The 25,237-nt window shown below is 38.5% G+C and carries 23 protein-coding genes; 7 read left to right on the top strand and 16 right to left on the bottom strand.

The features are described from left to right. Window positions 1-208 precede the first annotated feature (208 nt). From ACFSR6_RS16055 to ACFSR6_RS16040, 4 genes are all read right to left on the bottom strand, one after another. Window positions 209-3,088 (bottom strand): ligand-binding sensor domain-containing protein, encoded by a 2,880-nt coding sequence (locus ACFSR6_RS16055; RefSeq protein ID WP_379080631.1) that lies wholly within the window; start codon window positions 3,086-3,088, stop codon window positions 209-211. Window positions 3,089-3,369: 281 nt separating this feature from the next. Beyond that, window positions 3,370-3,720, bottom strand: a complete 351-nt coding sequence (locus tag ACFSR6_RS16050; RefSeq protein WP_183768533.1) for a four helix bundle protein — start codon at window positions 3,718-3,720, stop codon at window positions 3,370-3,372. A 216-nt stretch (window positions 3,721-3,936) separates the two neighbouring features. Continuing rightward, window positions 3,937-4,875, bottom strand: coding sequence for an oxygen-dependent tRNA uridine(34) hydroxylase TrhO (trhO, locus tag ACFSR6_RS16045; RefSeq protein ID WP_379080629.1), 939 nt, complete (start codon window positions 4,873-4,875; stop codon window positions 3,937-3,939). Between the two features lie 181 nt (window positions 4,876-5,056). After that, a complete protein-coding gene (locus ACFSR6_RS16040) occupies window positions 5,057-7,504 on the bottom strand; it encodes a DUF5686 and carboxypeptidase regulatory-like domain-containing protein (RefSeq protein ID WP_379080627.1) in 2,448 nt (815 codons plus the stop codon). Window positions 7,505-7,752: 248 nt separating this feature from the next. On the opposite strand from ACFSR6_RS16040, the gene kbl reads away from it, so the two are divergent. The 4 genes from kbl (at window position 7,753) to ACFSR6_RS16020 (ending at window position 11,117) form a co-directional block, all read left to right on the top strand. Next, window positions 7,753-8,940 (top strand): glycine C-acetyltransferase, encoded by a 1,188-nt coding sequence (gene kbl, locus ACFSR6_RS16035; protein ID WP_379080625.1) that lies wholly within the window; start codon window positions 7,753-7,755, stop codon window positions 8,938-8,940. Between the two features lie 146 nt (window positions 8,941-9,086). Then, on the top strand, window positions 9,087-10,127 hold the full coding sequence (gene pheS, locus ACFSR6_RS16030; protein WP_379080624.1) for a phenylalanine--tRNA ligase subunit alpha: 1,041 nt from the start codon (window positions 9,087-9,089) through the stop codon (window positions 10,125-10,127). A gap of 2 nt (window positions 10,128-10,129) precedes the next feature. Then, entirely contained in the window at window positions 10,130-10,540 is a 411-nt protein-coding gene (locus tag ACFSR6_RS16025) for a Rieske (2Fe-2S) protein (protein ID WP_379080622.1), read from the top strand. A gap of 1 nt (window position 10,541) precedes the next feature. Then, window positions 10,542-11,117 carry a TetR/AcrR family transcriptional regulator gene (locus tag ACFSR6_RS16020; RefSeq protein ID WP_113950607.1) on the top strand — a complete coding sequence of 192 codons (576 nt, stop codon included), beginning with the start codon at window positions 10,542-10,544 and terminating at the stop codon, window positions 11,115-11,117. A gap of 168 nt (window positions 11,118-11,285) precedes the next feature. Here the strand turns inward: ACFSR6_RS16020 and ACFSR6_RS16015 are convergent, their stop codons facing one another. From ACFSR6_RS16015 to carA, 5 genes are all read right to left on the bottom strand, one after another. After that, the gene (locus ACFSR6_RS16015; protein WP_379080621.1) at window positions 11,286-11,969 is read right to left on the bottom strand and encodes an XAC2610-related protein; all 684 of its coding nucleotides are present in this window, start codon (window positions 11,967-11,969) and stop codon (window positions 11,286-11,288) included. Between the two features lie 55 nt (window positions 11,970-12,024). After that, window positions 12,025-12,981 carry a Fic family protein gene (locus tag ACFSR6_RS16010; RefSeq protein WP_379080619.1) on the bottom strand — a complete coding sequence of 319 codons (957 nt, stop codon included), beginning with the start codon at window positions 12,979-12,981 and terminating at the stop codon, window positions 12,025-12,027. A 224-nt stretch (window positions 12,982-13,205) separates the two neighbouring features. Beyond that, window positions 13,206-14,327, bottom strand: coding sequence for an ABC transporter permease (locus ACFSR6_RS16005; RefSeq protein WP_379080617.1), 1,122 nt, complete (start codon window positions 14,325-14,327; stop codon window positions 13,206-13,208). Window positions 14,328-14,390: 63 nt separating this feature from the next. Next, entirely contained in the window at window positions 14,391-15,155 is a 765-nt protein-coding gene (locus ACFSR6_RS16000; protein ID WP_379080615.1) for an ABC transporter ATP-binding protein, read from the bottom strand. Between the two features lie 243 nt (window positions 15,156-15,398). Next, window positions 15,399-16,511 (bottom strand): glutamine-hydrolyzing carbamoyl-phosphate synthase small subunit, encoded by a 1,113-nt coding sequence (carA, locus tag ACFSR6_RS15995; RefSeq protein WP_183768549.1) that lies wholly within the window; start codon window positions 16,509-16,511, stop codon window positions 15,399-15,401. 321 nt (window positions 16,512-16,832) lie between these two features. Here carA and panB point away from each other — a divergent pair, with 321 nt between their 5' ends. From panB to ACFSR6_RS15980, 3 genes are all read left to right on the top strand, one after another. Continuing rightward, window positions 16,833-17,648: a 3-methyl-2-oxobutanoate hydroxymethyltransferase gene (panB, locus tag ACFSR6_RS15990; RefSeq protein ID WP_379080614.1), complete on the top strand. Its 816-nt coding sequence runs from the start codon at window positions 16,833-16,835 to the stop codon at window positions 17,646-17,648. A 140-nt stretch (window positions 17,649-17,788) separates the two neighbouring features. Continuing rightward, window positions 17,789-18,475: an RluA family pseudouridine synthase gene (locus ACFSR6_RS15985; RefSeq protein ID WP_379080612.1), complete on the top strand. Its 687-nt coding sequence runs from the start codon at window positions 17,789-17,791 to the stop codon at window positions 18,473-18,475. An 80-nt stretch (window positions 18,476-18,555) separates the two neighbouring features. Continuing rightward, a complete protein-coding gene (locus ACFSR6_RS15980) occupies window positions 18,556-18,981 on the top strand; it encodes a hypothetical protein (protein WP_379080610.1) in 426 nt (141 codons plus the stop codon). Between the two features lie 123 nt (window positions 18,982-19,104). On the opposite strand, the gene ACFSR6_RS15975 is transcribed toward ACFSR6_RS15980, so the two are convergent. The 7 genes from ACFSR6_RS15975 to ACFSR6_RS15945 all read right to left on the bottom strand — a co-directional run bounded on the left by ACFSR6_RS15975 (window position 19,105) and on the right by ACFSR6_RS15945 (window position 25,210). After that, window positions 19,105-20,409 carry a sensor histidine kinase gene (locus ACFSR6_RS15975; protein WP_379080608.1) on the bottom strand — a complete coding sequence of 435 codons (1,305 nt, stop codon included), beginning with the start codon at window positions 20,407-20,409 and terminating at the stop codon, window positions 19,105-19,107. Window positions 20,410-20,486: 77 nt separating this feature from the next. Then, window positions 20,487-21,164 carry a response regulator transcription factor gene (locus ACFSR6_RS15970; RefSeq protein WP_379080606.1) on the bottom strand — a complete coding sequence of 226 codons (678 nt, stop codon included), beginning with the start codon at window positions 21,162-21,164 and terminating at the stop codon, window positions 20,487-20,489. A 53-nt stretch (window positions 21,165-21,217) separates the two neighbouring features. Then, complete coding sequence (locus ACFSR6_RS15965; protein WP_379080604.1) at window positions 21,218-22,408, bottom strand: aspartate aminotransferase family protein; 1,191 nt, start codon at window positions 22,406-22,408, stop codon at window positions 21,218-21,220. A gap of 71 nt (window positions 22,409-22,479) precedes the next feature. Continuing rightward, window positions 22,480-22,923: a hypothetical protein gene (locus tag ACFSR6_RS15960; RefSeq protein WP_379080602.1), complete on the bottom strand. Its 444-nt coding sequence runs from the start codon at window positions 22,921-22,923 to the stop codon at window positions 22,480-22,482. A 1-nt stretch (window position 22,924) separates the two neighbouring features. Beyond that, window positions 22,925-23,578: a hypothetical protein gene (locus ACFSR6_RS15955; RefSeq protein ID WP_379080600.1), complete on the bottom strand. Its 654-nt coding sequence runs from the start codon at window positions 23,576-23,578 to the stop codon at window positions 22,925-22,927. Between the two features lie 33 nt (window positions 23,579-23,611). Continuing rightward, complete coding sequence (locus ACFSR6_RS15950) at window positions 23,612-24,172, bottom strand: RNA polymerase sigma factor (protein ID WP_379080598.1); 561 nt, start codon at window positions 24,170-24,172, stop codon at window positions 23,612-23,614. An 81-nt stretch (window positions 24,173-24,253) separates the two neighbouring features. After that, window positions 24,254-25,210, bottom strand: a complete 957-nt coding sequence (locus tag ACFSR6_RS15945; RefSeq protein ID WP_379080596.1) for a transketolase family protein — start codon at window positions 25,208-25,210, stop codon at window positions 24,254-24,256. Between the last annotated feature and the right edge of the window lie 27 nt (window positions 25,211-25,237).

Genomic DNA, 25,237 nt, shown 5'->3' with positions numbered 1-25,237 from the left:
AACAAAACTTTAACATGATCATAAGTGTATAAAGCACACTAAGTGTTTTGTGGGGTATGAAAATCGTTTATGAGAGGTAATGATGTAGTGCCCGGTCTATGATTTAATCAAAAAACATGGAGAAATCTGATTTTAAAAAAAAGCGGCCTGCAATTTTATAACAGTTTATTGCTTTATAAAAAGGAAATGTGACTTGAGAAAACACAGGTTAAAGCTCCATCAAAAACTCGGTTAAATTTTTGTCATGTGGTACTTCAAGTTTTTTACGCAAACGGTATCTACGGATTTCTACTCCCCTTAAAGTAATGTTCAGCAGCGACGACATTTCTTTACTGCTCATGTTCATTCTTAAATAGGCACATAGCTTTAAATCGTTCGGAACAAGATCGGGATGCTGTGCTTTCAGCTTTTTGAAGAAGCTTTCGTGCGCTTCGTTAAAACTGTTTTCAAACAGGTGCCAATCACGTTCGTCGTTCATACCATCATTAATTACTTTTTGGATTTTCCGGGTCTGATCATCAGAAAGCTTTTTGCCATTTTCATCTTTCAGTTTAGAAATTTCGTCGCTAAGTTTTTGAAGTAGTTCATTTTTATAGACCAGGGTCATAGCAGAATTGGCCAGTTCCCTATTTTTGGAAGCCAGTTCTGCCTGTAATTTCTCCGTTTGTAGTTTAACAATTTGTTTTTCGTTTGCTTCAGCTTCCTGTTTTAATATCTCCTCCTGCTCTGCCTGTAAACGGTCGCTTATTTTCTGACTGTCCCTTCTAAGTTTTCTTTCATAAATTTTCTTGCCGAGGATCAATGCCACAACAAATATCAAGGTATAGAAAACTATAGCCCAGTTATTAAGGTACCATGGCCGCAAAATGATAAAGTTGTAAACCGCTACTTCGCTTATCGTATTGTCGTCTATTTTGGCTCTTACCTTAAATACATAACTACCTGGACTTAAATTGGTGAAATCTTTCTCTGTGGCATAACTCCAATCAGACCATGTTTTAGAATATCCTTCTAAGTAAAACTGGTATTTTACCTTCGCCTGGCGGTAATAGGGCAGCGCATAAGAAATACGGATATTATTGCGGCTGTTCGGGATTTCTGTTACATCATTAATATTAGCCGTTTCGCTGATGAGCGAAAATTTATCGGTAATATCTTCTACACGCCTGATTAAAACAGAAGGCAGTTTGCGTTTTTCCTGATTGCGCTGTGCAGTGGGGTTGTAGATCACAAAACCATCATCAACACTGATCAGATAAATGGAGTTGCTGATACGGCTGATATTCTCATAATATTGAACCATCCGGCCATCTAGCACGCTGAACTGATTCGAATCGATTTCTACTTTTCCGGGCTCACTAAAGTTAACCAGGGCCGTTTTACCGTGATTGATAAACCAATACTTTTTGCCTCCTGCACTGATGATTTTGTTTGATGATTGGAAAGAACCAAGTTCCTTATTCAACGCTTCGTATTTGGTAAATTTATCGCTTAACTCATCATAAGTATAAAAACCAGCGTCAGAAGAGAACACAATCTTATTTTCCAGATTGAAAATATTGATGTTGTAATTCCCCGGTAAACCGTTCTTTTCGTCGAAATATTTTGTGCTGATTACACTGCGATAATTAGGGCTTAAATTTAGTTTATATAGACCTTTATAGGCATGAGCTACCCAAATGTCGCCTTTATTATCCTGTTCTACATACCTGGATGGTGCATCAAATCCTGAAATTTTTGTCTCAAATTTTAAGCCATAAGGCTGAGACTCGGAAAAGAGTGATAGTCCCGTATAAGTACCCTGAATCAGGTAATTGGGATTAGAATTTAACTTTTTGATCGTCCAGCCTCCCGAAGTTCTCGATAGCCAATCTATCTGGTTACCATTTACCTTAAAAGTACCGCTATTGTGTCCACAGATTAACTCATTATCAATAACGGTCAGTTCCCATACCTGTCCCTGCGAATTGGGAATCAACCTAAAGCTAAAAGGCAAAAGATGATCGGGCGACCATTCGCTGTAAAACAAACCCTGATTGGTACCAAGATAGATCTTATTATTAAAAATAATGCTTGAGTAAACGGTACCAAACTGCCCGGTTTTATCGAAATAGAAATATAAAGGCGAGTTGAGTTCAATACGGTCGATCCCGTTATCCAGGCCTGTCCAAAGATTTTGCTCATTATCCGCATATAAACTTAACACCGTATTGTTTTGTAAACCACTCGATTTATTAATGCGTTGCACCACTTTCCCATTTTCATCAATAACGATGAGCCCGTTAAGGATGGTGCCATAAGCAAAATATTTGCCTAATAAACTTACCCCGTTATTAAGCTGGTAGGTTTTTAAATAACTATTGGCAGGGGTATTTAAAGGTTTGAAGTCTTTCCCATCATAAATGAACAAGCCCTGTTTGCTGGTGCCAATAATCAATCCGGTAGTTTTGTAGGGTAGTATAGAAAGAATTCCTTCTTTACCCAGTTTCTCGCTGTTTGGGAGGTGTACCAGTGTGTTGCCTACCAATTCGAACAAACCTTTTTCGAGCACTTCAACTAAATACCTGTTGTTTACCTGGTGCAGGAATAGAAAGGAAGATGGCGATTTAACCACCTCTATCTTATTGTTTTTATAGATGAAAATCTTTGAAAAAGATTGAAAGATTACGCGGTCTTTATCTACATATATTTTCCAGACTTCATCATTTATTTTAATACCTTTTGGAAGTAAGTGAGTGAGTGAGTTATAGCTTAATTTGTTATTTTTTATTGCCCAATAACCGAACTCGCCAAAACTTCCGGTATAAATCTTCCCGTTGCTATCGGTCGCTACAGCCCTTACAATCTGCCGGTTGGGCATCAGGTATTTCTGCCAGTAACGGCCATCAAAAGTTAAAAGCCCCTCGGCATTGCCAAAGTACATTACACCATTTTTATCCTTGGCTATGCTCCAGTTCTGGTTCCCTGATGAATAAACAGATTTTGGATAATTTTCAATGTAAGGTACACCAATGCTTTTAATTTCTGATGCATGGGTATTTATAGCAAAGCAGAATAACAGTATTAGAAGCCTGAAGTAGTTTAGCATAAAGTGGTATTGGGTAAACCCGTTATAACACAAAGTAAATGAAAAATTGTTTAAAATAGGCGGACGATTGCTGTATGACCAGGGTTGATGGTTTTTTTAGTTAATAGTTAATGGCCAAATTGCTCAGGAAAATACATTATGTTATAGGTTTAAAGATCATAACATATTGGTTAATAGATAGATGATGGATATTTCATTGCTCAATTTATGTAGCTATTAAACTACCATGCACTGCCTTATAGAGCCTGCCAATAATCATGAGACATCAATAAAAATATCCTCTATAGTGACGTCTTCAATTTCGATATCATTTTACAAAGTTGTTCGTATTCTGAATATAGCCGTTTAAATTCTAGCTCTGTAATGTAATTTCTAGATGATGCCATAAAAAGACAACTTACTACCTCTAAACCAGAGCGTACTGAATAGGTTAAAAATCTTTTAAATTCGGCTTTTGACTGTCCCATACAACCTTCTGCAATGTTGAGATTTACAGAGTCTGCGGCTTTTTTTATTTGATTGGAAAGACTGAATAATTCTATCCTCGGAAAGTTTTTTGCAATAACATCTATTTCATTACTGAGGTTTAACGAGATCTGCCAAACTTTTAGTTCTTCAAATTTGAAAGCCATAATATTGATTTTGAGATAAATATAATTATCCTTCTCAATAATATGGTTGCCTAATATTCAAATTTTTATTTGTTTATGTAATTGATAATTTCGATTGACAATCAAACTTTTTAACCCATAATCCATTCAACTATAGATTAAACGGCAAGCAATCAAAATAAAGCCATTAACCAATAGGTTATATAGATTAGGCAATGGGCTATCAACCATAAGCCATTAACTGAGTTTCAGCGCCACTGGCTGCGGAACCTTCACATAATAACCTGTACCATCGTATGGGCGTTTACGCGGATGAGTTGTGCATGCTGTTGAGCAGCAGCCCTGAAGTTCGTTACCACAATCGTCGCATTGGGTAATGTGTTCATTACACTCCGGATTGGCACAGTTGATCATTTTTGGCGTGGTTTTACCGCAGTTGTAACAAACAGAAACAACGGTTGGGTTCACCTCATTTACATCAACAGCAATACGGTTGTCGAAAACATAACATTTACCCTCAAAATCCTTTCCGCCAGCTTCCTTACCATATTTAATAATACCGCCATGCAACTGGTATACATCGTTAAAACCGTGGTGCAACAATAAGGCAGATGCTTTTTCGCATTTAATACCACCAGTGCAATAGGTTAATATTTTTTTGTCTTTATATTGGGCAAGCTGATTGATCTGCTCCGGAAAATCGCGGAAATTCTCGATATCGAGCGTTACTGCATTTTTAAATTTACCAAGGTTATGCTCGTAATTAGAACGTACATCAAGGATAACAACATCCTCATCATCTTTCATTTTCATGAAATCGACAGGTTCTAAATGTTTACCGGTTTGTTTATTAGGATCGATGATTGAAGTATCCCTTAAACCCGAATGCACAATTTCTGATTTGTAACGGCAATGCATTTTCAGGAACGAAAGCTCATCAACATCGTCTATCTTAAATTCAGTTTTGGCAAATCTTTCGTCGGCATGTACTGCCTGCATGTAAGCTGTACAGGCTTCAGGAGTTCCGGAAACGGTACCGTTTAAACCTTCGTCGGCAACGATAATACGGCCAACTAATCCTAACGATTTACAGAATTTAAGGTGATCGGCAGCAAATTGCTCTGCCTCTGCTATGTAACTATAGCAATAGTAAAGTAAGGTCTGATATTTTTTCATAACGCTATTGATACCGTTGCAAACGGCGTTTAAAGCGCTGCAAAGATAGTAAAAAAAGGTGGAAGGTAGAAGGCTTAAGGTGGAAGGTTTTTAACTCCTGCTTTCAGAATCTTTCCTTTTTGTGGAAATACTTAAAATGAGCTGAATGTACCTTAAACCTTATCCTATACCTTAAACCTCGTCAGAAGCCATACGAAATCCTAAAACCCTGAGTTAACTTACGACCACCATCGTAGGCGAAACCGTAACTGGCACGTAATACCAGACGCTGGATGCCGAAATAAAATTCTTTGTAATTCCTTTTTTCAGGAGAAGATAAATAGCCCCCACCAATAAACTCTTCGAGCTTGGCCTTACGCAATAGCGGAACTTTGTTCATGAAAAAGCCTGCAAAATTATGCTCTAAATGGGCTTCGAAATACTGCTGATTCGTACTGAACTGATAAAAGTCGAGATATTGGAATTTCCTTAGGTTTGGAGGGAATATAGTGGAGATGTTACCTGCAAAGTGTTTAAAATCGGGGTAGAACATACTTTTGTTGTTCAGGAATTTGCCCACACCAGCCAAAAACGAAGTATAACCCCATAATCCCAGTCCGATCCTGTCTTCAGAAACCTCCAGTTTTACAAAATCGTAATCAACATCACTGTTCAATGCACCTTTAAACCCTTTTTTATACAATAGGGTAACTTTCGGGAATCTCGATTCGGTATAAAACTTACCATCAGGACGGGTAATGTATTTCTGTCCGAAAGCATAGGTTAAACTCGCCGTTGCACTGAAAGAAGTATAGGTTGGGAAAAGCGGTGTTTCTACCGTTGGACTGAAAGGATTGTTCGAAGTAAATTCGCGGTCTTTTGCATCAATAATTTTAAATGTAGAATTATTGGTTAGGGTTTTATTCCGGTTATAATCTATAGCAACACTTCCCTGTAGTCCTGATGCCAGCTCGCGGGTGGTATTGATATTAATAAAACTCTTTTCGTAAAATTTCGCAAAGTTTTTCTCGTAAAACAACGAGTTAATGGTATTACCCAATTGCGTCATAGAACCCAGGTTGTTCAGGTCGAAAATTCCGTTTCCGAATGATGCTCCGATGCTTGCACGCTTCGTCGGATTGTAATAATAACTTCCGCTTAAACTTCCTGTAAGCTTTTGGTTAGCAAAACCATACCGCAGTTCAGGACGGATAGAGTAAGCTCTTCTGTTCTCAAATTCCTTTTTGTAGGTTACCCCATACCGTATGGCAAAACCTTCTACCGTATTATAAAATATGGCCTTTATTACCGGATCGAACGACCAGTACTCCTTATCATAACGGTCGTTAATGCTATAACCGTGTAATAACAATTTACCAATGCCAAACTTATTGTTTTCTTTTTCAAGCGAATCGAGGTACTTTTTCGATTCTTTTAACTTCGCTATGCTGTCTTTTTTAACGTAATTGATTTTTTCATCCTCTGTTAAAGGGATAGGCCTGTTATTTTTCCAGTAAATAGAATCTTTTTTATTTACCATTTCGGTAATTTTTAAGATCTCACCACTAAAAAAGTTTTTTGGGAATTTAGGATCCAGGTTATAATTACTGTAAATCCCTACATAATAACCGGCTATTTTAAATCCAAGCACATTGCCTGCAAATTGAAAATTAATAGCAGTAGGCATGTAAACCTCATTCACTTTTGTGAATTGTTGACTGATGTTCAGGGTGTCTATAAAGTTAATTCCGGCGTTTTTGGTAAGATAAACATCAGTGTTGTAGATCCTCCAGCTATCATCAATAATATAGATAATACCCCTAAAAACAGGGTCATTTTCACGACGGGGGATCACTTCTATTTTGTGGATAGTCTCTCCGTTTTCCTTACTCTCGCCCAACAATTTATATTTATAATAAAAAAGGGCGTTATCGGCAATTGGCGAAATAAATCCTCTTGCGCTTAATTTGTTCTCTAACAGGTAATTATCGTAAAAGTTGATAATCAGGTCAGATGCCTTGTTAAAACTGAAAGCATTGTTCCGGCCGGCCACTTTCGATGAAATCATTTCTTCGTGCACCTCATTCGGCCTTCTGAAATTAAACTTGCTCTGCGATTCTGAAAGATAAATGATGCCTTTACGGTTGGTATCGAGTTCTAAAACTTTTTGGATATCACGCCCAAAGAATTTTTTTGGCGCACCCCTTAGCCGTTGCACACCTTTGATGTAAACCTCGCAACTGAACTCATTTACCTCGTCGAGATGTTTTTTCCGTTCTTGAATGGCTTTGCGGATTATGGCGTAGGCCGGATCTTCGGCATTGGCCCTGATATTGACATTCTCTAAAGTATAACTTTCAGCAGTTAGTGTTACATTGAGCGAAAGGTCGGCAGTTAGGTTTACAATATGTTCCTGTTGTTTATAGCCAACCGCTCTAAAACTTAAGGTGTATTCCCTGCTTTTCAGCTTTATCGAGTATTTTCCGTCAACATTTGCCGAAGTTCCGGTAGTGGTATTCTTTAAATAAACAGAAGCAAAAGGCACAGGCTGTCCGTTCGTATCTTTAATTACACCTGTAACTGTAAAGTGTTGTGCAAATGCAAAACTGGTGAGGCTGCAAAAAAACAGGAGCGCGCAAATTCTTATCATAATTAATTAGTATACCCTAAATATCGAATATCTTTTAACACTATACACATAGTTACCTGTTAAAGTTTGTTAAGATCGAAAAAAAATAGTGATGGTCCACTATTTTTTGGTAATAATAAAATGCACAATGGCAATTGGCTTGCCGATCAAACGTTTGTCTGTAGGATTTATACCGAAAATTGCGTTTTTAGGTCCGAAAAGACTTTTTTTTATACCTTTGGAAGTAAATTCAACCATATTAAAAAGCCATGTACAAAACATTACAACCAGTTCTTCAAAAAGAACTTGAAGAGATCGAAAACGCTGGATTATTTAAACGCGAAAGGATTATTGTTACCCCTCAGGGTGCCGACATTAAAGTGAGCAGCGGTGCCGAAGTAATCAATTTCTGTGCAAATAATTATTTAGGACTTTCTTCTCACCCAAAAGTGATAGAAGCAGCTAAAAAAGCGATAGATGATCATGGCTATGGAATGTCTTCAGTACGTTTTATCTGCGGAACGCAGGATGTACACAAGGAATTGGAAGCGAAAATCTCTAAATTTTTGGGTACTGAGGATACCATTTTATATGCAGCTGCCTTTGATGCAAACGGTGGAGTTTTCGAACCACTGTTCAATGCAGAAGATGCCATCATTTCTGATGAATTGAACCATGCTTCCATTATTGATGGTGTAAGGTTATGTAAAGCACAGCGCTTCCGGTATAAAAATGCCGACATGGAAGATCTCGAAAAACAATTGATTGCCGCTAAAGACTGCCGCCACAGGATTATTGTTACCGATGGCGCTTTCTCAATGGACGGATCTGTTGCCCCGTTGGATAAAATTGCCGATCTGGCCGATAAATATGAAGCTTTGATCATGATCGATGAGTCGCACTGTACTGGTTTTATCGGTAAAAATGGCCGTGGAACGCACGAACATTTTGATGTAATGGACCGCATTGACATCATTACCGGTACTTTGGGCAAGGCTTTGGGAGGTGCATCGGGCGGTTTTACTTCTGGGAAGAAAGAGATCATCGATATGCTCCGTCAGCGTTCACGCCCTTATCTTTTCTCTAATACCTTGGCTCCGGCCATTGCAGGTGCATCAATTGCCGTATTGGATATGCTGAGCGAAACCACTTCTTTAAGAGACAAGTTGGAAAGCAACACGAAATATTTCCGCGAGAAAATGACAGAAGCAGGCTTCGATATCAAACCAGGTTTCCACCCGATTGTTCCGGTAATGTTGTACGATGCCAAAATTGCACAACAGTTTGCCGCAAAAATGCTGGAAGAAGGCATTTATGTAATCGGTTTCTTCTATCCGGTAGTGCCACAGGGCAAAGCCAGGATCCGTGTACAGTTATCAGCCGGACATGAGCAACATCACCTTGATAAAGCCATTGCAGCATTTACCAAGGTAGGTAAAGAACTTGGCGTGATTTAAAAATAAGATCTATAATAAGTACAAAGGCCGCTTTATGCGGCTTTTGTGGTTTATGGGTTCATTTTCTTTTATAATGGTATTGTAAACAGATTATTTGAACCCGGTAGACCTAAATTTATTAGATAATTTGCTGTATATTTGGAGCCATGTTACAGGACAAAATAACGCAATATACCGAAGAGATCAATGCTTTCGTAACTGAAAAGGCCGACGAATTAGAGCAGTTCCGTATTAAATATTTAGGGAGCAAAGGCATTATAAAAGAAATTTTTGACGAGTTCAAATCTGTTTCTGTTGAAGAAAAAAGATCGTTGGGCAAGGTTTTGAACGAGTTTAAGCAACTAGCCGAATCTAAATACCAAACTTTAAAAGAATCAACCGAAAGTGTTGACGCCAAAAGTGAAAATTCGCAACTGGATTTAACTTTACCAGGCGAAGGTTTTGAAGTGGGATCACGCCATCCATTAGCTTTGGTGCGCAGGGAAATTGTAGAAATTTTTGCCAAACTTGGTTTTACCGTAGCGGAAGGTCCTGAAATTGAGGACGACTGGCATAACTTCTCTGCGTTAAATTTCCCTGAAGAACACCCGGCAAGGGATATGCAGGATACCTTTTTCATCAAAAAAGGTGGCGAAAAAGGCGACATCGCTTTGCGTACCCATACTTCATCAGTACAGGTACGGATGATGGAGCAGGGGCAACCGCCATTCAGGGCGATTATGCCAGGCCGGGTTTACCGCAACGAAGCTATTTCGGCCAGGGCACATTGCTTTTTCCACCAGGTAGAAGGTTTATACGTAGATGAAAATGTTTCATTTGCTGATTTAAAGCAAACCTTGTTCTATTTCGTTCAGGAGCTATACGGAGAAGGTACAAAAGTACGTTTCCGCCCGTCATATTTCCCTTTTACAGAGCCTTCAGCAGAAATGGATATCTCTTGTACCATCTGTAAAGGTGCTGGATGCCAGCTTTGTAAATACAGCGGCTGGGTAGAAATTTTGGGCTGCGGTATGGTAGATCCGAATGTTTTGGAAAACTGTGGTATCGATTCTAAAAAATACAGTGGCTTTGCTTTTGGAATGGGTATTGAGCGCATTGCCAACTTAAAATATGTAATTAAAGATCTGCGTTTATTCTCTGAGAATGATGCACGTTTTTTAAAGCAGTTTAAATCGGCCTTAATTTAAAAATGAAATATCTATACAGCATATTATTTGTTCTGGTATTAATTACCGGTTGTGGTAAAGAAGATGGTTACATTCCGGATGTGCCTGTAAACTATAATGTTACGATAACCGAATTTAGCCTTAAGGCAATCAATAATACTGTATTAGTAGTCCCTAATGTAGGAGTTGGCGGATTGTTGATCGTTAAAACGCCACTTGGAACTTATGTAGCTTTCGATCGCTGCAGTACCGTAAATCCAGAGAAAATATGCAAGGTTGCGCCAGATGACAGTGGGGTAACGGCAACCGATCCCTGCTCTGGTGCAAAATTTTCACTGCTCGATGGGAGTCCGCAAAAAGCACCGGCCGAGAGAAGCCTGAAAGCATATAATATTTCGCTACAGGGCAACACATTATTACACGTAAGCAATTAGAATGGAAGCTGAAAAAATAAAAGAAACAGTAAAAAAGGCTGCCAAGGAGTTATTTAGAAAATACGGTTATCATAAAACCAGTGTAAACGAAATTGCAAAAAAGGCACGTATTGCCAAAGCAACGATTTATAAATATTTTGAAAGTAAAGAGCAGGTATTGGATAGTATTCTCATGGATTATCTTGATCAGAACCTGCACGAAATTCTGCACAATAAAGTTAGCTATGCCTCTGAAGAAGAGCATTTAAAGGCCCTTGTGATGAAAACCAGCCGTTTATCTTTTACTGCCTGTAATGAGTTTATTGGCTGGGATTTTGTGCGCGAGAACGCAAATTCGCAGGAGTTTCTGAAACATTTATCTGATCAGCTCGAAGCCTTGTTGCTGGCCGCATACCTGCAATTAGATAATTTTAAGAATAACCCTGCAAGAAGAGAAGGTTTGGCCTTTTTGCTAAAAGCAAGCAAAAGTATTGTATTTTCATTTGCATTTACTTCGGTGAGCGATTCAGACGTACGTAAGAACTTTGTAAGTTTCCAGAAAGAAATACTGCCATTTTTGGTAAAAGCAGCGCTTTAAATTGAGCGGATTTCAATAAAAAATGATGTCATCCCGACTGAGGCATAGCGGAGAGATCTAAATAAAAAATGCTTTTGATATAGATTTAGCTTCGCTAAGTCTCTGGAGTTCCGGTTACGTTGCCTTTCGCTCAAAACGAAGACATTTGGCACCGCCATTTAATCTTAATTATTGATTATAATAATCTTTCATCTTAAATTTTTGTACGGTTCTTTTCATTTTACCGTCAACCAGTTTTTGGGTAATTACTGTAACGTAATCTGCGATAGTCGAATCTTCAATTACCGAAGAATCTTCATATAAAATGTTTTTACTGTCGTATCTGTAATTGATTGTCTTATCAAAACAGCATCCGTCTTTTTGATGGATGGATAGTTGCTTAGCTTTTTTATCTATATCAAACATGCCGAGGTTTTGGCTGGCCAGTTGGGTTAGTTCGCTGTTCAAAAGGAACTTGTTTTTGGAGGCAGCTAAATATATGTCGTATGACGGACTCGAATAGCTGCCCTTATTGCCATTTCTGATTGCGATATCTTCAAGACCATCGAAATTAAAATCTCCGAAAATTAATGGTGTTTGGTATTTTCCAAGTTCAAGCCATCCTAGTTTTGCATCCTGTTTTTCGGTTAAGCCGAATTCGAGGTCGTCTGAATGAAAAGTATCTATCTCACTGTCTGTAATCTTATCATAGAGTATTATAGTTGCTTTTCCATCACAGGCACTGTTTTGGCACCTGTCTACAATAATTTTAGCCTTATATTGATCAGAACTATTATTGGCAAGGAATTTAAACTGCGCTTCTGCTGTATGAGCAAGCAAAAAAATACTGCAAAAGATGATCAATTTTTTCATTAAATATTTTTCAGTAAAATTACATCATTCTCAAACTGTAAAAAGTTAAAAAAGGTTAACGTTTCCTCTTGCGTGTTCTGATATAGCTTTGCACCGCCGCTTTTGTGGTAAGCCAATCTCTGCCTTCCTTGTAGGCATCTATTTTGCCCTGCCTTGCCAATAAACTCACGTACTCCTGCCCATAAGGCACATCGGGTTCTGAAACGATATGAGAAATGGGTTCGTAATCACCATAGGTGTGGTTAGGTAATGCATTGATATAGATATTTAAAGAACGCTCCAGGGCCTGAAGCATCAATAAGCAAAGTTTGTGATAATTGCCTTTGTTGGCCTGATTAAGTGCTTCGTAGTATTTCTTTCTGTCATTTTTGAGGATAATGGCAGGAGGGAAGCCATTTCGCATGAGCAGTAGATTCATGGCAAGCCTTACGGTACGGCCATTACCATCGAAAAAAGGGTGTATCCAGACTAGTTTATGGTGAAAAATAGTTGATAGTAGAATGTCATTTAACCCTAATGGATTGTCGTTAATAAAAGTGATTAATTGATCTAACAGACCAGAAACCTTGTTGGCATTTGGAGGGGTAAAATTTGCACCTACAATACGTACCCCGCCATTCCTTAGGCGGCCAGCATAATCATCCTCAATGCTTCGCAATACTAAGCCATGCAGCGATAAAATATCAATGCTCCTTAATATATAGTTTTTGTTAACTAAGGTATATAAGTAATCAATGGCTTTTTCGTGGTTGTAGGCTTCGAAATGCTCCCTTAGTGATTTTCCTTTTACAGTCATACCTTCCTGTAAAACCATTTGGGTTTCTTTCAGGCTTAGGGTATTCCCCTCTATACTGTTAGAATTATAGGTCCATTCAAGTGTGAGGTCTTCTTTGATTCGGTGCAGGGCGCTATTAGGCAATGGCCTCGAAGCTTCCAACTTGGCCTTTTTTTCGTATAACCTTTCTATCTGAGGTAATAACTCTTCTAATTCGCTTAAATCAAAATCCCACATACCCAAATATAATATCGGTTAACCGGAAAAACAAATTATCCGATATTAATTTTTTATTCAGAAAAGTAGCCGTAGCCTATAGAAGTGTTATCGCAAGCTAGTTGGACGGCCAGTTTTAATGCCATGCAAGATTTCGTAAAGCTCGGTATAAACCGGGTCAGTTTATACCTGTTGAGATGAAATCACTGCTATGATACGGCCTCTTCAGAAGATTATAAGGTATTTTATTCCCACTTAAATACTTTTACCGCTACTGCATAAATGCCAATGCCCCAAAGCAATAAGATCATGATCTGGAATTTCACATCCCATAAACCTAATCCTTCAAAAGCAACTTTACGCATGGCATCGTTTAAATAAGTGAGTGGTAGGGCTCTGCTGATCGGCTGTAACCAATTTGGAAAAGCCTCTATAGAAAAGAATGTTCCCGATAATAAAAACTGCGGAAGGGTAACAATGTTTGATATGGGAGGTACCATACTTTCGTTTTTGGCGATACCCGAAATGATAAAACCAAAGCCCATAAAAACAATCACGCCAAGCGTAGCGAGTATGAGCATGTTGACGACCGTAAGTGTACCGTGTACAAGGGTAAAGCCAAAAAAGAAATGACCGATTAAAATGATAAATAAGGCACCGATTAAGGCAAAGCCAATACGGGCAATCCCTTCGCCTATTACAATACTCGAACGCTTTACAGGTGTTGCGAAAAAGCGTTTAATTACCAAAGTTTGGCGCAGGCTTAAAAATACAAATGCGGTTCCGAAAACACCTGTACTTAATAGTGAAAAGCCCAATTGACCTGGCAGGATAAAATCAATCATTTTATATTCGCGGCCTGTAATGGTGCTTTCCTTTATTTCCGCTACCGTTGGTTTTAAAGTTTTATCGTAAAATATATTGTTTAAAACCGATTTTAAAATCCCGCCTTTATCTCTTGATGCAGAAGTATAAACTACGTTGACCGAATAGGCTGCAGTGTTTACTTTTCTGTGCACATCTACCATTGCATCAACATTGCCTTTTTCAAGTAATTTATCAAACTCAGCTTTTGACTTATCTTTTACCAGACGGATCATCCCTGTTTTTTCGAGCATGCCTATCACCGGGTTGTTTATATCAGAGCCTGGCGTTACCCCAACGTCAATACGTGTTCCGCCACCACCCAAAAAACCAAAAACGAGAATAAATATCAAGGGGAAAGCAAGGGTAAATACCACGGCCGAAGGACTCCGCATAATAGACCGGAAACTCGCTTTGGCAAGTGCCAGGGTTGCTTTGGTATTGCTATAGCCTCCTGTTGCCAAGGGGGAGTTTGAAGGTTGATTTTGTATATCTTTTTGCATATTGGTTCTGCTGGATTTTATTTTGAAAAATGTATTAAGGAATAGGTTATAAGATAACCCCGGCTATTCACGCCATTCCTGACCTGTAAGATTAATGAAAACATCTTCCAGGTTGGCTTTTTTAACCTCTTTTTTACGCTCAAAACCACTGCTTACCAATTGATCTATTAAATTATCAGGGGTATCTAAAGCGATAATCTGTCCGCGTTCTACAAAAGCTACCCGATCACAAAGCTGTTCGGCTTCATCCATGTAGTGCGTAGTAATTACAACAGTCGTACCGGCATTCCGGATTTCGACAATCAGGTCCCACAGATTACGGCGCGCCTGTGGATCAAGGCCTGTTGTAGGTTCATCTAAAAAAATAATCTTTGGTTGGTTGATGAGTGTAGTGGCTATGGAGAAACGCTGTTTTTGTCCTCCTGAAAGTGCTTTGTATTTGGCTTTAGCCTTATCCTGAAGATTAACTTTCTCCAGCATTTCCATTGGTTTGATATTAGCCCCATATAAACCTGCAAAAAGTTCAATCAGTTCTATCAGGTTAAGGTTTGGGTAATAACCTGCGGCCTGAAGCTGTACACCAATAATCTGTTTAATATCTTGTGCCTGTTTATCTACCGAAAAGCCATCAACAATAATTTCGCCAGATGTTTTAGCTCTCAGGGTTTCTATAATTTCGAGGGTGGTTGTTTTTCCGGCGCCATTTGGGCCAAGCAGACCGAAAATTTCATGCTCATATACCTCAAAACTAAGCCCTTGAACGGCCACAAAATCATCGTATTTTTTTACCAGGTCTTTTACACTGATAATGGCTTTTTTTGTTTCCATATTGCGAATGTAAGGAGCTTTAAGTGAATAGGAAATGAATTTTTATAGAGATAACCGAAAATGTCGGTAAAATGATGTTTTATTCGGGTGAAATGGGCTTAAAAAAGAAATCTGCGAATCTTTAGCCCCAAATTTGCCGCAGATCCACAGATTATATTTTTATATTTTAGCTTTAAACTTGCTTGCTAACTTCACTTTCAAGCCTGCCTCTGCCTTTAGGCTTTGGTCTTTAAGCTGCCTCTCTTACCAAACTAACTCGCCTTTCATTACCTCAACAAAATCATCGAATAAGTAACGCGAATCATGTGGACCCGGAGATGATTCAGGGTGATATTGAACCGAGAATGCCTTTTTGCCTTTAACACGGATGCCCTCTATAGATTTATCGTTCAGGTTAACGTGGGTAATTTCTACCTTATCTGAGTTTTTAACCTCGTCTGGAATTACACCAAAACCATGGTTCTGTGAGGTTACTTCGCAATGGTTTTTAATAATGTTTTTAACCGGGTGGTTTAATCCACGGTGACCATTAAACATTTTCATAGTGCCGATACCATTTGCTTCGGCCAATAACTGGTGGCCTAAACAGATTCCAAATAACGGTTTGTCTACTGCTAAAATATCTTTAATGGTTTCTACTGCATAAGGCATTACAGAAGGATCGCCAGGACCATTGGAAATAAAATAACCATCCGGGTTAAATTTTTCCATTTCTGCGAAAGTAGTCTTGGCCGGGAAAACCTGAACATAGATGTCGCGGTTTTCGAAATTGCGCAAAATGTTTTTCTTGATACCCAAATCTAAAGCAGCAACTTTTAAAGTTGCATCAGGATTGCCATAAAAATAAGGTTCTGTTGTACTTACTTTTGATGAAAGTTCTAATCCTTCCATTGAAGGTACTTCGTCCAGTTTTTCTTTTAATTCTTTTAAATCAGTAATCTCAGAAGAGATAATGGCATTCATTGCACCCTTATCCCTGATGTGGCGAACCAGCGCACGGGTATCGATATCAGAAATGGCAACCAGGTTATCATTCTGAAAATAATCCTGGATGGATTCAGTAGCTTGTTTGCGGCTGTAAACGATGTTGTAATTTTTGCAGACTAAACCAGCGATTTTGATCGATCCTGATTCGATTTCATCTTTATGGATACCATAATTACCAATATGTGCATTGGTGGTAACCATTATTTGTCCAAAATAACTTGGATCTGTAAAAATTTCCTGGTAACCTGTCATCCCGGTATTAAAACAAATTTCGCCGGTAGTGGTGCCAATTTTTCCGGCCGCTTTGCCGTAAAAAACTGTGCCATCGGCCAGTAATAAAATCGCAGGTAACTTGGTGTAGTTAGTCATGGTAATTACAATATGGATTTTGATTTAAAAAAGAGTTGAAAAAAGAATGGCTTTCGGCATTAAAGCCGTATTTGCAGGGTACAAAAAAAGATGAATATATCCCTTCCATTTCGGGGTACAAAGATAGAGCTTTAGATTGGGAATATAAAGAGAAAAATGAAATAAGGTTGAGGCTGAAAGCAGAAAGGCTAAAGCTGAAAGTTGTAAAGTCAGATTTGTATAAAAAATGATTTTAGCTTGAGATTGCTTTGGTCTTTTACCTTTGGTCTTTCAGCTTAATTAAAGAAAAAACAATACTTTTGGCAACACAAAACAAATCCCATGTCGGTACATAAAGAAATCAAACGCGTTACCACGCATATCTTACAGGAAATGAAAGAACGTGGTGAGAAAATATCAATGCTAACAGCCTACGATTATTCGATGGCAACCATTTTGGACGATGCTGGCTTAGATGTTTTATTGGTTGGTGATTCTGCTTCGAATGTAATGGCTGGTCATGAAACGACTTTGCCAATTACCCTCGATCAGATGATTTACCACGCTGCTTCTGTAATCAGGGCGGTTAAACGTGCTTTTGTAGTGGTCGATCTGCCTTTTGGTTCTTATCAGGGAAACTCGAAGGAGGCGTTAAACTCTGCCATCAGGATCATGAAAGAATCAGGTGCGCATGGTGTTAAGTTAGAGGGGGGCGAAGAGATTATTGAGTCGATACAGCGCATTATCACTGCCGGTATCCCGGTTATGGGACATTTAGGATTAACACCTCAATCTATCTACAAATTTGGTACCTATACTGTACGTGCCAAGGAAGAGCAGGAAGCGAATAAGCTAAAAACCGATGTGCTGGCTTTGCAGGCTGCTGGTTGTTTTTCCATTGTTTTGGAGAAAATTCCGGCGGCTTTGGGTAAGGAGGTTACCGAAAGTTTAAATATCCCAACCATTGGTATCGGTGCAGGACCGCACTGCGACGGACAGGTTTTGGTGGTAAATGATATGATCGGATTAACCAAAGGCTTTAAACCCCGTTTTTTACGCCAGTACATCAATCTTTACGACGAAATTTTAGGTGCGGCGCAATCTTATATCCGTGATGTAAAGGGAAATGATTTCCCGAACGAAAAAGAACAGTACTAAGTTTTTGGAGTTGTTTCAAGCGCAGGTAAACTATCCGACCTTAAATAATAAAAAGCTTAACCGATGAACCAATAAACTTTCGCAATAGACGATTTGCTCTATCAAATGAACTAATGACGAATGAACCAATGAACTAACCGATGCCAATTACCGATAACGACATTCTTTTTGAAGACAATCATTTAATCGCTATTAATAAGAGGGCAGGTGACATCGTACAGGTTGACGAAACTGGCGATGAACCCCTGGATGAACAGGTAAAAAAGTATATTGCTAAGAAATACAACAAACCTAATGGTGCTTTTTTGGGCGTGGTACACCGTTTAGACAGGCCGGTAAGCGGTGTAATCCTGTTTGCAAAAACCAGTAAGGCATTAGAAAGGATGAATGCTGTTTTTAAAAACAGGCAAGTAAAAAAAACTTATTGGGCTGTAGTAAAAAACAAACCCGAAAAAGAATCTGCTACTTTGATCCACTGGCTGGTTAAAAACCCCCAGAAGAATGTGGTTTCTTATTATAATACTGAGGTTGCAGGAAGTCAGCGGGCCGAACTTTCCTATAAAGTAAAGGCCAAAGTAGGCGATTATTACCTTTTGGAGGTTGATCCTTTAACAGGCCGTTCGCACCAGATCAGGGTGCAGCTGTCATCAATGGGCTGCCCTATTATGGGCGATAATAAATACGGTTACCCGAGAGGAAGCAGAAAGGGGAGTATTTGCCTGCATGCCCGTCGCCTGCAGTTTATGCATCCGGTAAAAAAAGAACCTGTAAATATATTCGCCAAATTACCTGTTGATGGTTTTTGGGAACGTTTTGAAGATTTATAGACAAAATGATCTCGTTATGAGCTCATTTTAAGGGTTTGGCACAATATTTAGTCATAATTCGGCTAAAAACTAAATCCATCATGAAAAACACCTTCTTATCAATCGCTGCAGCAGGCTTACTGGCTTCTGCATTGGTATCGTGCGACAGTACTAAAAAAACGGAAACGACCAAAGACTCAAGCGAAATTTCTGCTAATGGCGACACCATTACAAAAGTAACTACAAAAACAACTGAGACGGTTAAAACAGAGGTTCCAACATTCTCAAGTGAAGAAGTAAATATGGGGCTTGCCGAGTACAGCAAATTAAAGGATGAATACATTGCAGCTGTAAAAAGTAAAAATGCAACTGAAATTAAAGCCGTTAGCGATAAATACACGGCTTGGGCAAATCAGGCAGCAGGTTGGGCCGCTAAGTTAAAGCCCGATGAAATACAAAAATATTCTGATTATGTACTTAAGCTGGGAGAGGAGTGGTCAAAAGCGGCAAAAGAAGCAGTAAAGTAGTTAAAAGAGTTTAAAAGGCTGCATCCATCAGGGATGTAGCCTTTAATGCTTCCAGCGAAATTTTACTTTACTGTTGTAAGCTAGGTTTCTTTGTAATACCTGTTTTATTTAGCCGTTTTAAGTTTAAAAGGATAACGAGATGCTGGTTCCTTTATGCTCTTCAGATTTAATATCGATTTCGATCCGGTGAAAGCGGGCAATACTTTGAACAATTGCCAAGCCTAATCCAAATCCATTTTCTTCACTGTTCCCTCTTTTAAAACGATCAAAAGCATCTTCTACCAATGCCTGGCTCATGCCCTGCCCGGTATCGCTAATGGTTAAAACATATTTTTCAGCTTCGCTTTTATCAGATATGGTGATCGTACCTCCAATAACATTATATTTAATGGCGTTGTTAATAATGTTTATTAAAAGTGTGTGTATCAATGCTTTATTTCCTGTGAAATGAAAATCCTTTGTTAAGGCGGCACTATAACTAATATTTTTATCCGTTATACGATCTTCAAGGTCTTCGTATATGTCTTCAATTTCCTGTTTGAGGCTAATTTCTTCCGTTTTTAAATATTGGTTGTTTTCTACCTTTGAGATAAGAAGCAAGCTATTGATAATAACCTTTAAACGGTTCAATGTTTTTAAGGATGCATATATTTTATTTTCATGCTCTACCGGTATTTGAGGTGTATTGAGCATGTTTTCAAATCGTGTACTTAAAATAGAAATGGGCGTGAGCAACTCATGCGAAACATTGGCAATAAACTGTTTCTCTAAAGCGAAGAGGGTATTTATTTTCCGCATTAAGGAATTTATACTGTTATCGAGGATTTTAAAATCGTTGGTAGTGGTTGGTATATTCTCATAATTGTAGTGAGACGGATCGTCAACCAGGTTAATCTTTTTATCGATAATAAGATAAAAGGGCTTCAACAGGAAGTTGGAAAAAGTAAAATCAGCTAGGAGGGTAACCAGCAGGGCTGCAACCAATACAATAAGCATATAAAACCTTATCGAATTTTTAATCGACTGGAGAGCCGTCATTGTTTCACCGATTTCTAGGTTATACCAGTTTGTATGATAGGAAAATTTATAGTTCAGGATCCTGTATACTTCAATATCTCCTTCAATTTCTCTCTTTTCGGTAAATACTTTGGCCGTAGAATCTTTTTGGTTATCGGGAATGTCTGTTAAAATGATAAACTCTTCCTTTAATATGTTGTAATCCGTAAAAGATTGTTGTTTGTTTAAAAGGCTGTCGATTTCATCATCATTCAGGTGTTTGATGATTTTGTTCTTTTTTTTGATCAGGCGGTTATCAAATTGGTTATAGGCAAGTTTGTCTAACGAGAATAAAATGATAGCCCCCAACACCAGGATGATGGCGATTTTGGTTACTGCGTTGTATAAAGAAAACTTAACCTGTAACTTCATTTTGTTTAATGGTTCATTAGTTCAATTGTCATCGGTTCATTGTTAGATCGACACTTAACTTCTGACCTCCTGACTCTCTAGCAATTGATCCTGTAGCCAATACTTCTTACGGTTTCAAACCAATCTATAGGGCTAATGCCTGCAAGTTTTTTTCTCAGGTTTTTAACATGAACATCAACAAAGTTAGAATCTGAATTGACTTCTAAAATATCACCCCAAACGTGTTCAGTTAAACTCATTCTAGATACCACTCGGTTTTTGTTCAGTACCAAATAGTTAAATATTTCGAACTCCTTCTTGGTCAGGTTTAATCTTTCATCGCCAAACGAAACGGTTCTGTTCTGGATATTGAGCAAGAAGTTATGAATGTTTACCTCGTTTTTATCTAACTTATGTTTTCTACGGGTAATGGCATGCATACGGGCTAAAAGCTCGTTCAGTGAAAAAGGTTTTGGCAAATAATCATCTGCACCTTCATCGAGCCCCCTAATCCGGTCGTCTACAGCACTACGTGCTGTTAAAATGATTACAGCATCATCACGATCCTTGATGGCTTTCAGCTGTTTCAAAATATCGAAACCATCCCCATCGGGCAAACCTAAATCGAGTAAAATGAAATCATAATTGTTTACAAATATTTTTTCCTCCGCAGAAGATTTTTTCCAGGCATGTTCTACAATAAAGCCTTCTTTGCTCAAGAATTCATCCATTTCGAGCGCCAGGCTCTTTTCATCTTCAACGATTAGTACATTCATTTCAGTTAACAATTAGTAGTTTTAATCTCCGCTTTTTACGCTTTGTTTTGTTTTTACCCTGCAACTAAGTTAATATTTTTTAAGATGATCGCACAGGCTTCTTCAATTTCTTCATTGGTGATAATTAAAGGTGGGGCAATGCGCATGGAATTGCTGCAGTGTAAAAACCAGTCGGATAACACACCATCGAGAATACAGGCATCGATTATTTTTTTGTTTAGCTCGAAATTTTCAAATTCAATGGCCAGCATCAAACCTTTTCCCCTGATTTCTTTAATAGCAGGGTGTTGTAAAAGCTGTTTAAACAATTGCCCTTTTTGTTCCACTTCATCAACAATATGACCATCAACTAGCGTACGTAAAGTGGCCAGGCCTGCTGCACAGCAGACCGGATGACCGCCAAAGGTTGTCATGTGGCCTAAAATAGGCGTATGCGATAAAACTGACATAATTTCGAGCGAACTGATGAAAGCACCGATCGGCATTCCGCCGCCAATTCCCTTGGCCAATAGCAGCACATCTGGTACAACCTGGTAATGCTCAAAAGCGAACATTTTGCCGCTGCGGCCAAAACCCGATTGTATTTCGTCGAAGGTCAGTAAAGTACCTGTTTCATCGCATTTTTTTCGCAAAGCTTGCATGTAACTTAAATCGGCTACACATATACCTGCTTCACCCTGAATAGGTTCTATAAAAACTGCGGCAATCTCTGCTGTTATTTTTTCGAGATCAGCAATGTTATTATGTTCGATAAAGCTTACATGGGGTAAAAACGGACCATAACCGGAAGAATAGGAATCGCTTTCCATTAAACTTTCGGCACCCTGGGTACTGCCATGGTAGGCATTTTTACAGGCGATAAATCCTTTCCGGCCGGTGTAACGTTTGGCCAGTTTCATGGCGCCTTCTACCGCTTCTGTACCTGAATTTAAAAAATAGGTGCAGCTTAGGTTAGGGGGCAAAATATCGGCAAGGGCTTTCGCAAAATTAACCTGTGGACTTTGTACATATTCGCCATACACCATCAGGTGCATATAGGTTTCAGCCTGTTTCTGGATGGCCTCAACTACAGCCGGATGGCAGTGTCCAACATTACTTACACCGATACCGGCAATAAGATCCAAATGTTTTTTACCTGCAGCATCGTATATATAAACTCCTTTTGCCTTCACAAATTCGAGCATGAGCGGTTCCGGAGAGGTTTGTGCATTATGTTGTAAAAACAACTGACGTTGGGTAAGCATAGCACAAAAGTACTGAAATGATAGAGCGCTTTAAAATAAAAAAGACCTACATTGCTGTAAGTCTTTCTTTGTTATGGCCTTTGGCCGCCTCTATACCTGTTGAGCAGCTCCCGTTTAAAACCTTCCTGGGCCCTGTAAAATTTACCGACAACTTTAATGGGTAGTGAAGATTTTAGTTTATTGTAATATTTTTTGTCGAGATTAAGATCTCTTTGTTTAAAGTCGAATTCACTGGTAATTAAGCTCTGTACCTGTGCATCTGTTAAATTATCAATTTCATCCACTTTTCTGAAGGATATCATTTTTTGGATACGTTCCTTGCGCAATGCATTTTGTTCAGCCTGCATATCGTTATAAATCGGCCAGAAAATTTTGGCTTCTTCAGGCGATAGATCCAGTTTTTGGGTAAAAAAGGCTATTTTTAGTGATTCTATTTCTTCTCCTTTAGGCCTTTGAGCAAAAAGGGCAGTGGGCAATAGAAATATTAAAGCAATTAAAATTAAGTTCTTCATCATTTTAATTATTTAGTTCCTGAGATAAATCACTTGAAGAAAAATGACTCAGGATGTAGTTTTCCATTTCTGTATCTGACGCAGAAGTTTTATTATTAGATAATGCAGTAGGTTGTGCTTCTAAATGATCGATGATGGTATTTTCATCGATATCATATAACATCTGTTCATTTATTGCATCTGCAGATTGTACCTGCTGAACACCTGTTACTGAACTGTTTTGGTAAAAATAAATGCTAAATGAAACCATTAGTAAAAAACAGGCTGCACTTGCATATTTAACAATATTCCGCCTCCATAAAGGAATAACCTTAGCCACCTTTTTAGGTTCGGACTGGGCAATTTTAAGTGCAATCCTACTTTGCAGGTTGTCAAAGTAGTTTTCGGGTACGCTAAAAGCATGTTCTGCCTTAGGCAATTCTTCCAGAACAATCCGCGTTTGTATACGTTCCGTTAAATTTTCAAAATAATTCTGCGGAACCTCAAAATTATTGTTATTGGTTTTCTGTTTCAATCCATCTAAAAAGACTACAGAAAAAATGGCCTCTTCACCACCTTCAAAATATCCATCAGGCACCGAGAACGGATTACGCTTTCCAATTACCCTAAGGTTAGGGGTTTCGTTCATCCAGTCGTTATTTTCTATATTTTCGCTCATCACAATTATATGATCCAATTAAAGTGAAAAGGTTTAATAGTCTATTTGATCATTTGTAATAAAAGCTTCAATTTTTTTTGCCGCGATGTGAAATGATGCTTTTAATGCGCCTACAGAGGTTCCAAGAATTTCCGAAATCTCTTCATATTTCATATCGTCAAAATATTTCATGTTAAAAATAATCCGCTGTTTTTCAGGTAAGGTAAGGATTGCTTTTTGCAGCTTAAGCTCAAGTTTATCGCCGTTAAAATAAGAGGATGATACCAAATTATCAGCGAGTTCTGATGATACTTCATCCAAAGGTGTGTTATTGCGCTGCTTTTGTTTATTTAAGAACGTGATCGATTCATTGGTAGCAATACGGTAAATCCAGGTGTAGAGCTGAGCATCACTTCTAAATTTATCGAGGTTTTTCCAAACCTTAACAAATACCTCCTGTAAAAGGTCATCACAATCATCGTGGTTTAAAACCAGTCTGCGGATATGCCAGTATATTTTTTGCTGGTATTTTTTTAACAACAGGTTAAAGGCTTCATTACGCGTACGTTCTACGGCAAACAGTGCCAGGATTTCTGAATCTTCAACTTGTTTCATTCTGTCTCTAGATTTGAGATGTGAGAATTGAGATATGAGATTCGATTTCATGTCTCGAATCTCATATCTAATCACTCAAATCTATTTCTTTCTACCAATTACTTTTTGCGCAGCCTCAACAATGTTTACAGCATCTAAGCCATATTTAGACATTAATTGATCTGGAGTTCCGCTTTCGCCAAAAGTATCATTAGTAGCTACAAATTCTTGTGGTGTTGGTAGTTCGGTAGTAAGTAAACGAGCAACACTTTCGCCTAAACCGCCAAATTTGTTATGCTCTTCGCAGGTTACTACACAACCGGTTTTCTTAACTGATTTTAAGATTGCCTCATCATCCAAAGGTTTAATCGTATGGATATTGATAATTTCGGCATCAATACCTAATTCAGCTAATTTTTCTCCAGCTTCAATTGCTTTCCAAACCATGTGGCCTGTAGCAATAATAGTTACATCTGTACCTTCGTTAACCATCCAGGCTTTACCTATCTCGAATTTTTGATCCGGATCTGTAAATACAGGAATTACCGGGCGGCCGAAACGTAAATAAACCGGACCCTCGTATTCTGCAATGGCTATAGTAGCTGCTTTGGTCTGGTTGTAATCGCAAGGATTAATGACCACCATTCCCGGCAACATTTTCATTAAGCCAATATCTTCCAAAATCTGGTGTGTTGCACCATCCTCTCCTAAGGTTAAACCAGCATGAGATGCACAGATTTTAACATTTTTATTAGAATAAGCTACCGATTGGCGGATCTGATCGTAAACACGGCCTGTAGAAAAGTTCGCAAAAGTACCTGTAAATGGAATTTTGCCACCAATAGTCATACCTGCTGCAATACCGATCATGTTTGCTTCTGCAATACCAACCTGTGTAAAACGCTCAGGAAAATCTTTAATAAAAGCATCCATTTTAAGCGATCCAACTAAATCGGCACATAAGGCAACCACGTTTTCGTTTTTCTTTCCGGCTTCATGTAAGCCAGCTCCAAAACCCGAACGTGTATCTTTTTTTTCTGTATATGTATATTTTTTCACGTTTTTATATTTTTAATTAGCTGCGTT

The organism is Pedobacter vanadiisoli, from assembly GCF_042684385.1.
Taxonomy (GTDB): Bacteria; Bacteroidota; Bacteroidia; order Sphingobacteriales; family Sphingobacteriaceae; genus Pedobacter; species Pedobacter vanadiisoli.
Note: the sequence above shows the minus strand (reverse complement) of the source record. Positions and strands in the feature narration are given on the sequence as shown.

What these genes read in the sequence shown, in the direction of transcription:
- ACFSR6_RS16055 (WP_379080631.1), bottom strand. Translation starts at nt 3,088, where the DNA reads ATGCTAAACTACTTCAGGCTTCTAATACTGTTATTCTGCTTTGCTATA.
- ACFSR6_RS16050 (WP_183768533.1), bottom strand. Translation starts at nt 3,720, where the DNA reads ATGGCTTTCAAATTTGAAGAACTAAAAGTTTGGCAGATCTCGTTAAAC.
- trhO (WP_379080629.1), bottom strand. Translation starts at nt 4,875, where the DNA reads ATGAAAAAATATCAGACCTTACTTTACTATTGCTATAGTTACATAGCA.
- ACFSR6_RS16040 (WP_379080627.1), bottom strand. Translation starts at nt 7,504, where the DNA reads ATGATAAGAATTTGCGCGCTCCTGTTTTTTTGCAGCCTCACCAGTTTT.
- kbl (WP_379080625.1), top strand. Translation starts at nt 7,753, where the DNA reads ATGTACAAAACATTACAACCAGTTCTTCAAAAAGAACTTGAAGAGATC.
- pheS (WP_379080624.1), top strand. Translation starts at nt 9,087, where the DNA reads ATGTTACAGGACAAAATAACGCAATATACCGAAGAGATCAATGCTTTC.
- ACFSR6_RS16025 (WP_379080622.1), top strand. Translation starts at nt 10,130, where the DNA reads ATGAAATATCTATACAGCATATTATTTGTTCTGGTATTAATTACCGGT.
- ACFSR6_RS16020 (WP_113950607.1), top strand. Translation starts at nt 10,542, where the DNA reads ATGGAAGCTGAAAAAATAAAAGAAACAGTAAAAAAGGCTGCCAAGGAG.
- ACFSR6_RS16015 (WP_379080621.1), bottom strand. Translation starts at nt 11,969, where the DNA reads ATGAAAAAATTGATCATCTTTTGCAGTATTTTTTTGCTTGCTCATACA.
- ACFSR6_RS16010 (WP_379080619.1), bottom strand. Translation starts at nt 12,981, where the DNA reads ATGTGGGATTTTGATTTAAGCGAATTAGAAGAGTTATTACCTCAGATA.
- ACFSR6_RS16005 (WP_379080617.1), bottom strand. Translation starts at nt 14,327, where the DNA reads ATGCAAAAAGATATACAAAATCAACCTTCAAACTCCCCCTTGGCAACA.
- ACFSR6_RS16000 (WP_379080615.1), bottom strand. Translation starts at nt 15,155, where the DNA reads ATGGAAACAAAAAAAGCCATTATCAGTGTAAAAGACCTGGTAAAAAAA.
- carA (WP_183768549.1), bottom strand. Translation starts at nt 16,511, where the DNA reads ATGACTAACTACACCAAGTTACCTGCGATTTTATTACTGGCCGATGGC.
- panB (WP_379080614.1), top strand. Translation starts at nt 16,833, where the DNA reads ATGTCGGTACATAAAGAAATCAAACGCGTTACCACGCATATCTTACAG.
- ACFSR6_RS15985 (WP_379080612.1), top strand. Translation starts at nt 17,789, where the DNA reads ATGCCAATTACCGATAACGACATTCTTTTTGAAGACAATCATTTAATC.
- ACFSR6_RS15980 (WP_379080610.1), top strand. Translation starts at nt 18,556, where the DNA reads ATGAAAAACACCTTCTTATCAATCGCTGCAGCAGGCTTACTGGCTTCT.
- ACFSR6_RS15975 (WP_379080608.1), bottom strand. Translation starts at nt 20,409, where the DNA reads ATGAAGTTACAGGTTAAGTTTTCTTTATACAACGCAGTAACCAAAATC.
- ACFSR6_RS15970 (WP_379080606.1), bottom strand. Translation starts at nt 21,164, where the DNA reads ATGAATGTACTAATCGTTGAAGATGAAAAGAGCCTGGCGCTCGAAATG.
- ACFSR6_RS15965 (WP_379080604.1), bottom strand. Translation starts at nt 22,408, where the DNA reads ATGCTTACCCAACGTCAGTTGTTTTTACAACATAATGCACAAACCTCT.
- ACFSR6_RS15960 (WP_379080602.1), bottom strand. Translation starts at nt 22,923, where the DNA reads ATGATGAAGAACTTAATTTTAATTGCTTTAATATTTCTATTGCCCACT.
- ACFSR6_RS15955 (WP_379080600.1), bottom strand. Translation starts at nt 23,578, where the DNA reads ATGAGCGAAAATATAGAAAATAACGACTGGATGAACGAAACCCCTAAC.
- ACFSR6_RS15950 (WP_379080598.1), bottom strand. Translation starts at nt 24,172, where the DNA reads ATGAAACAAGTTGAAGATTCAGAAATCCTGGCACTGTTTGCCGTAGAA.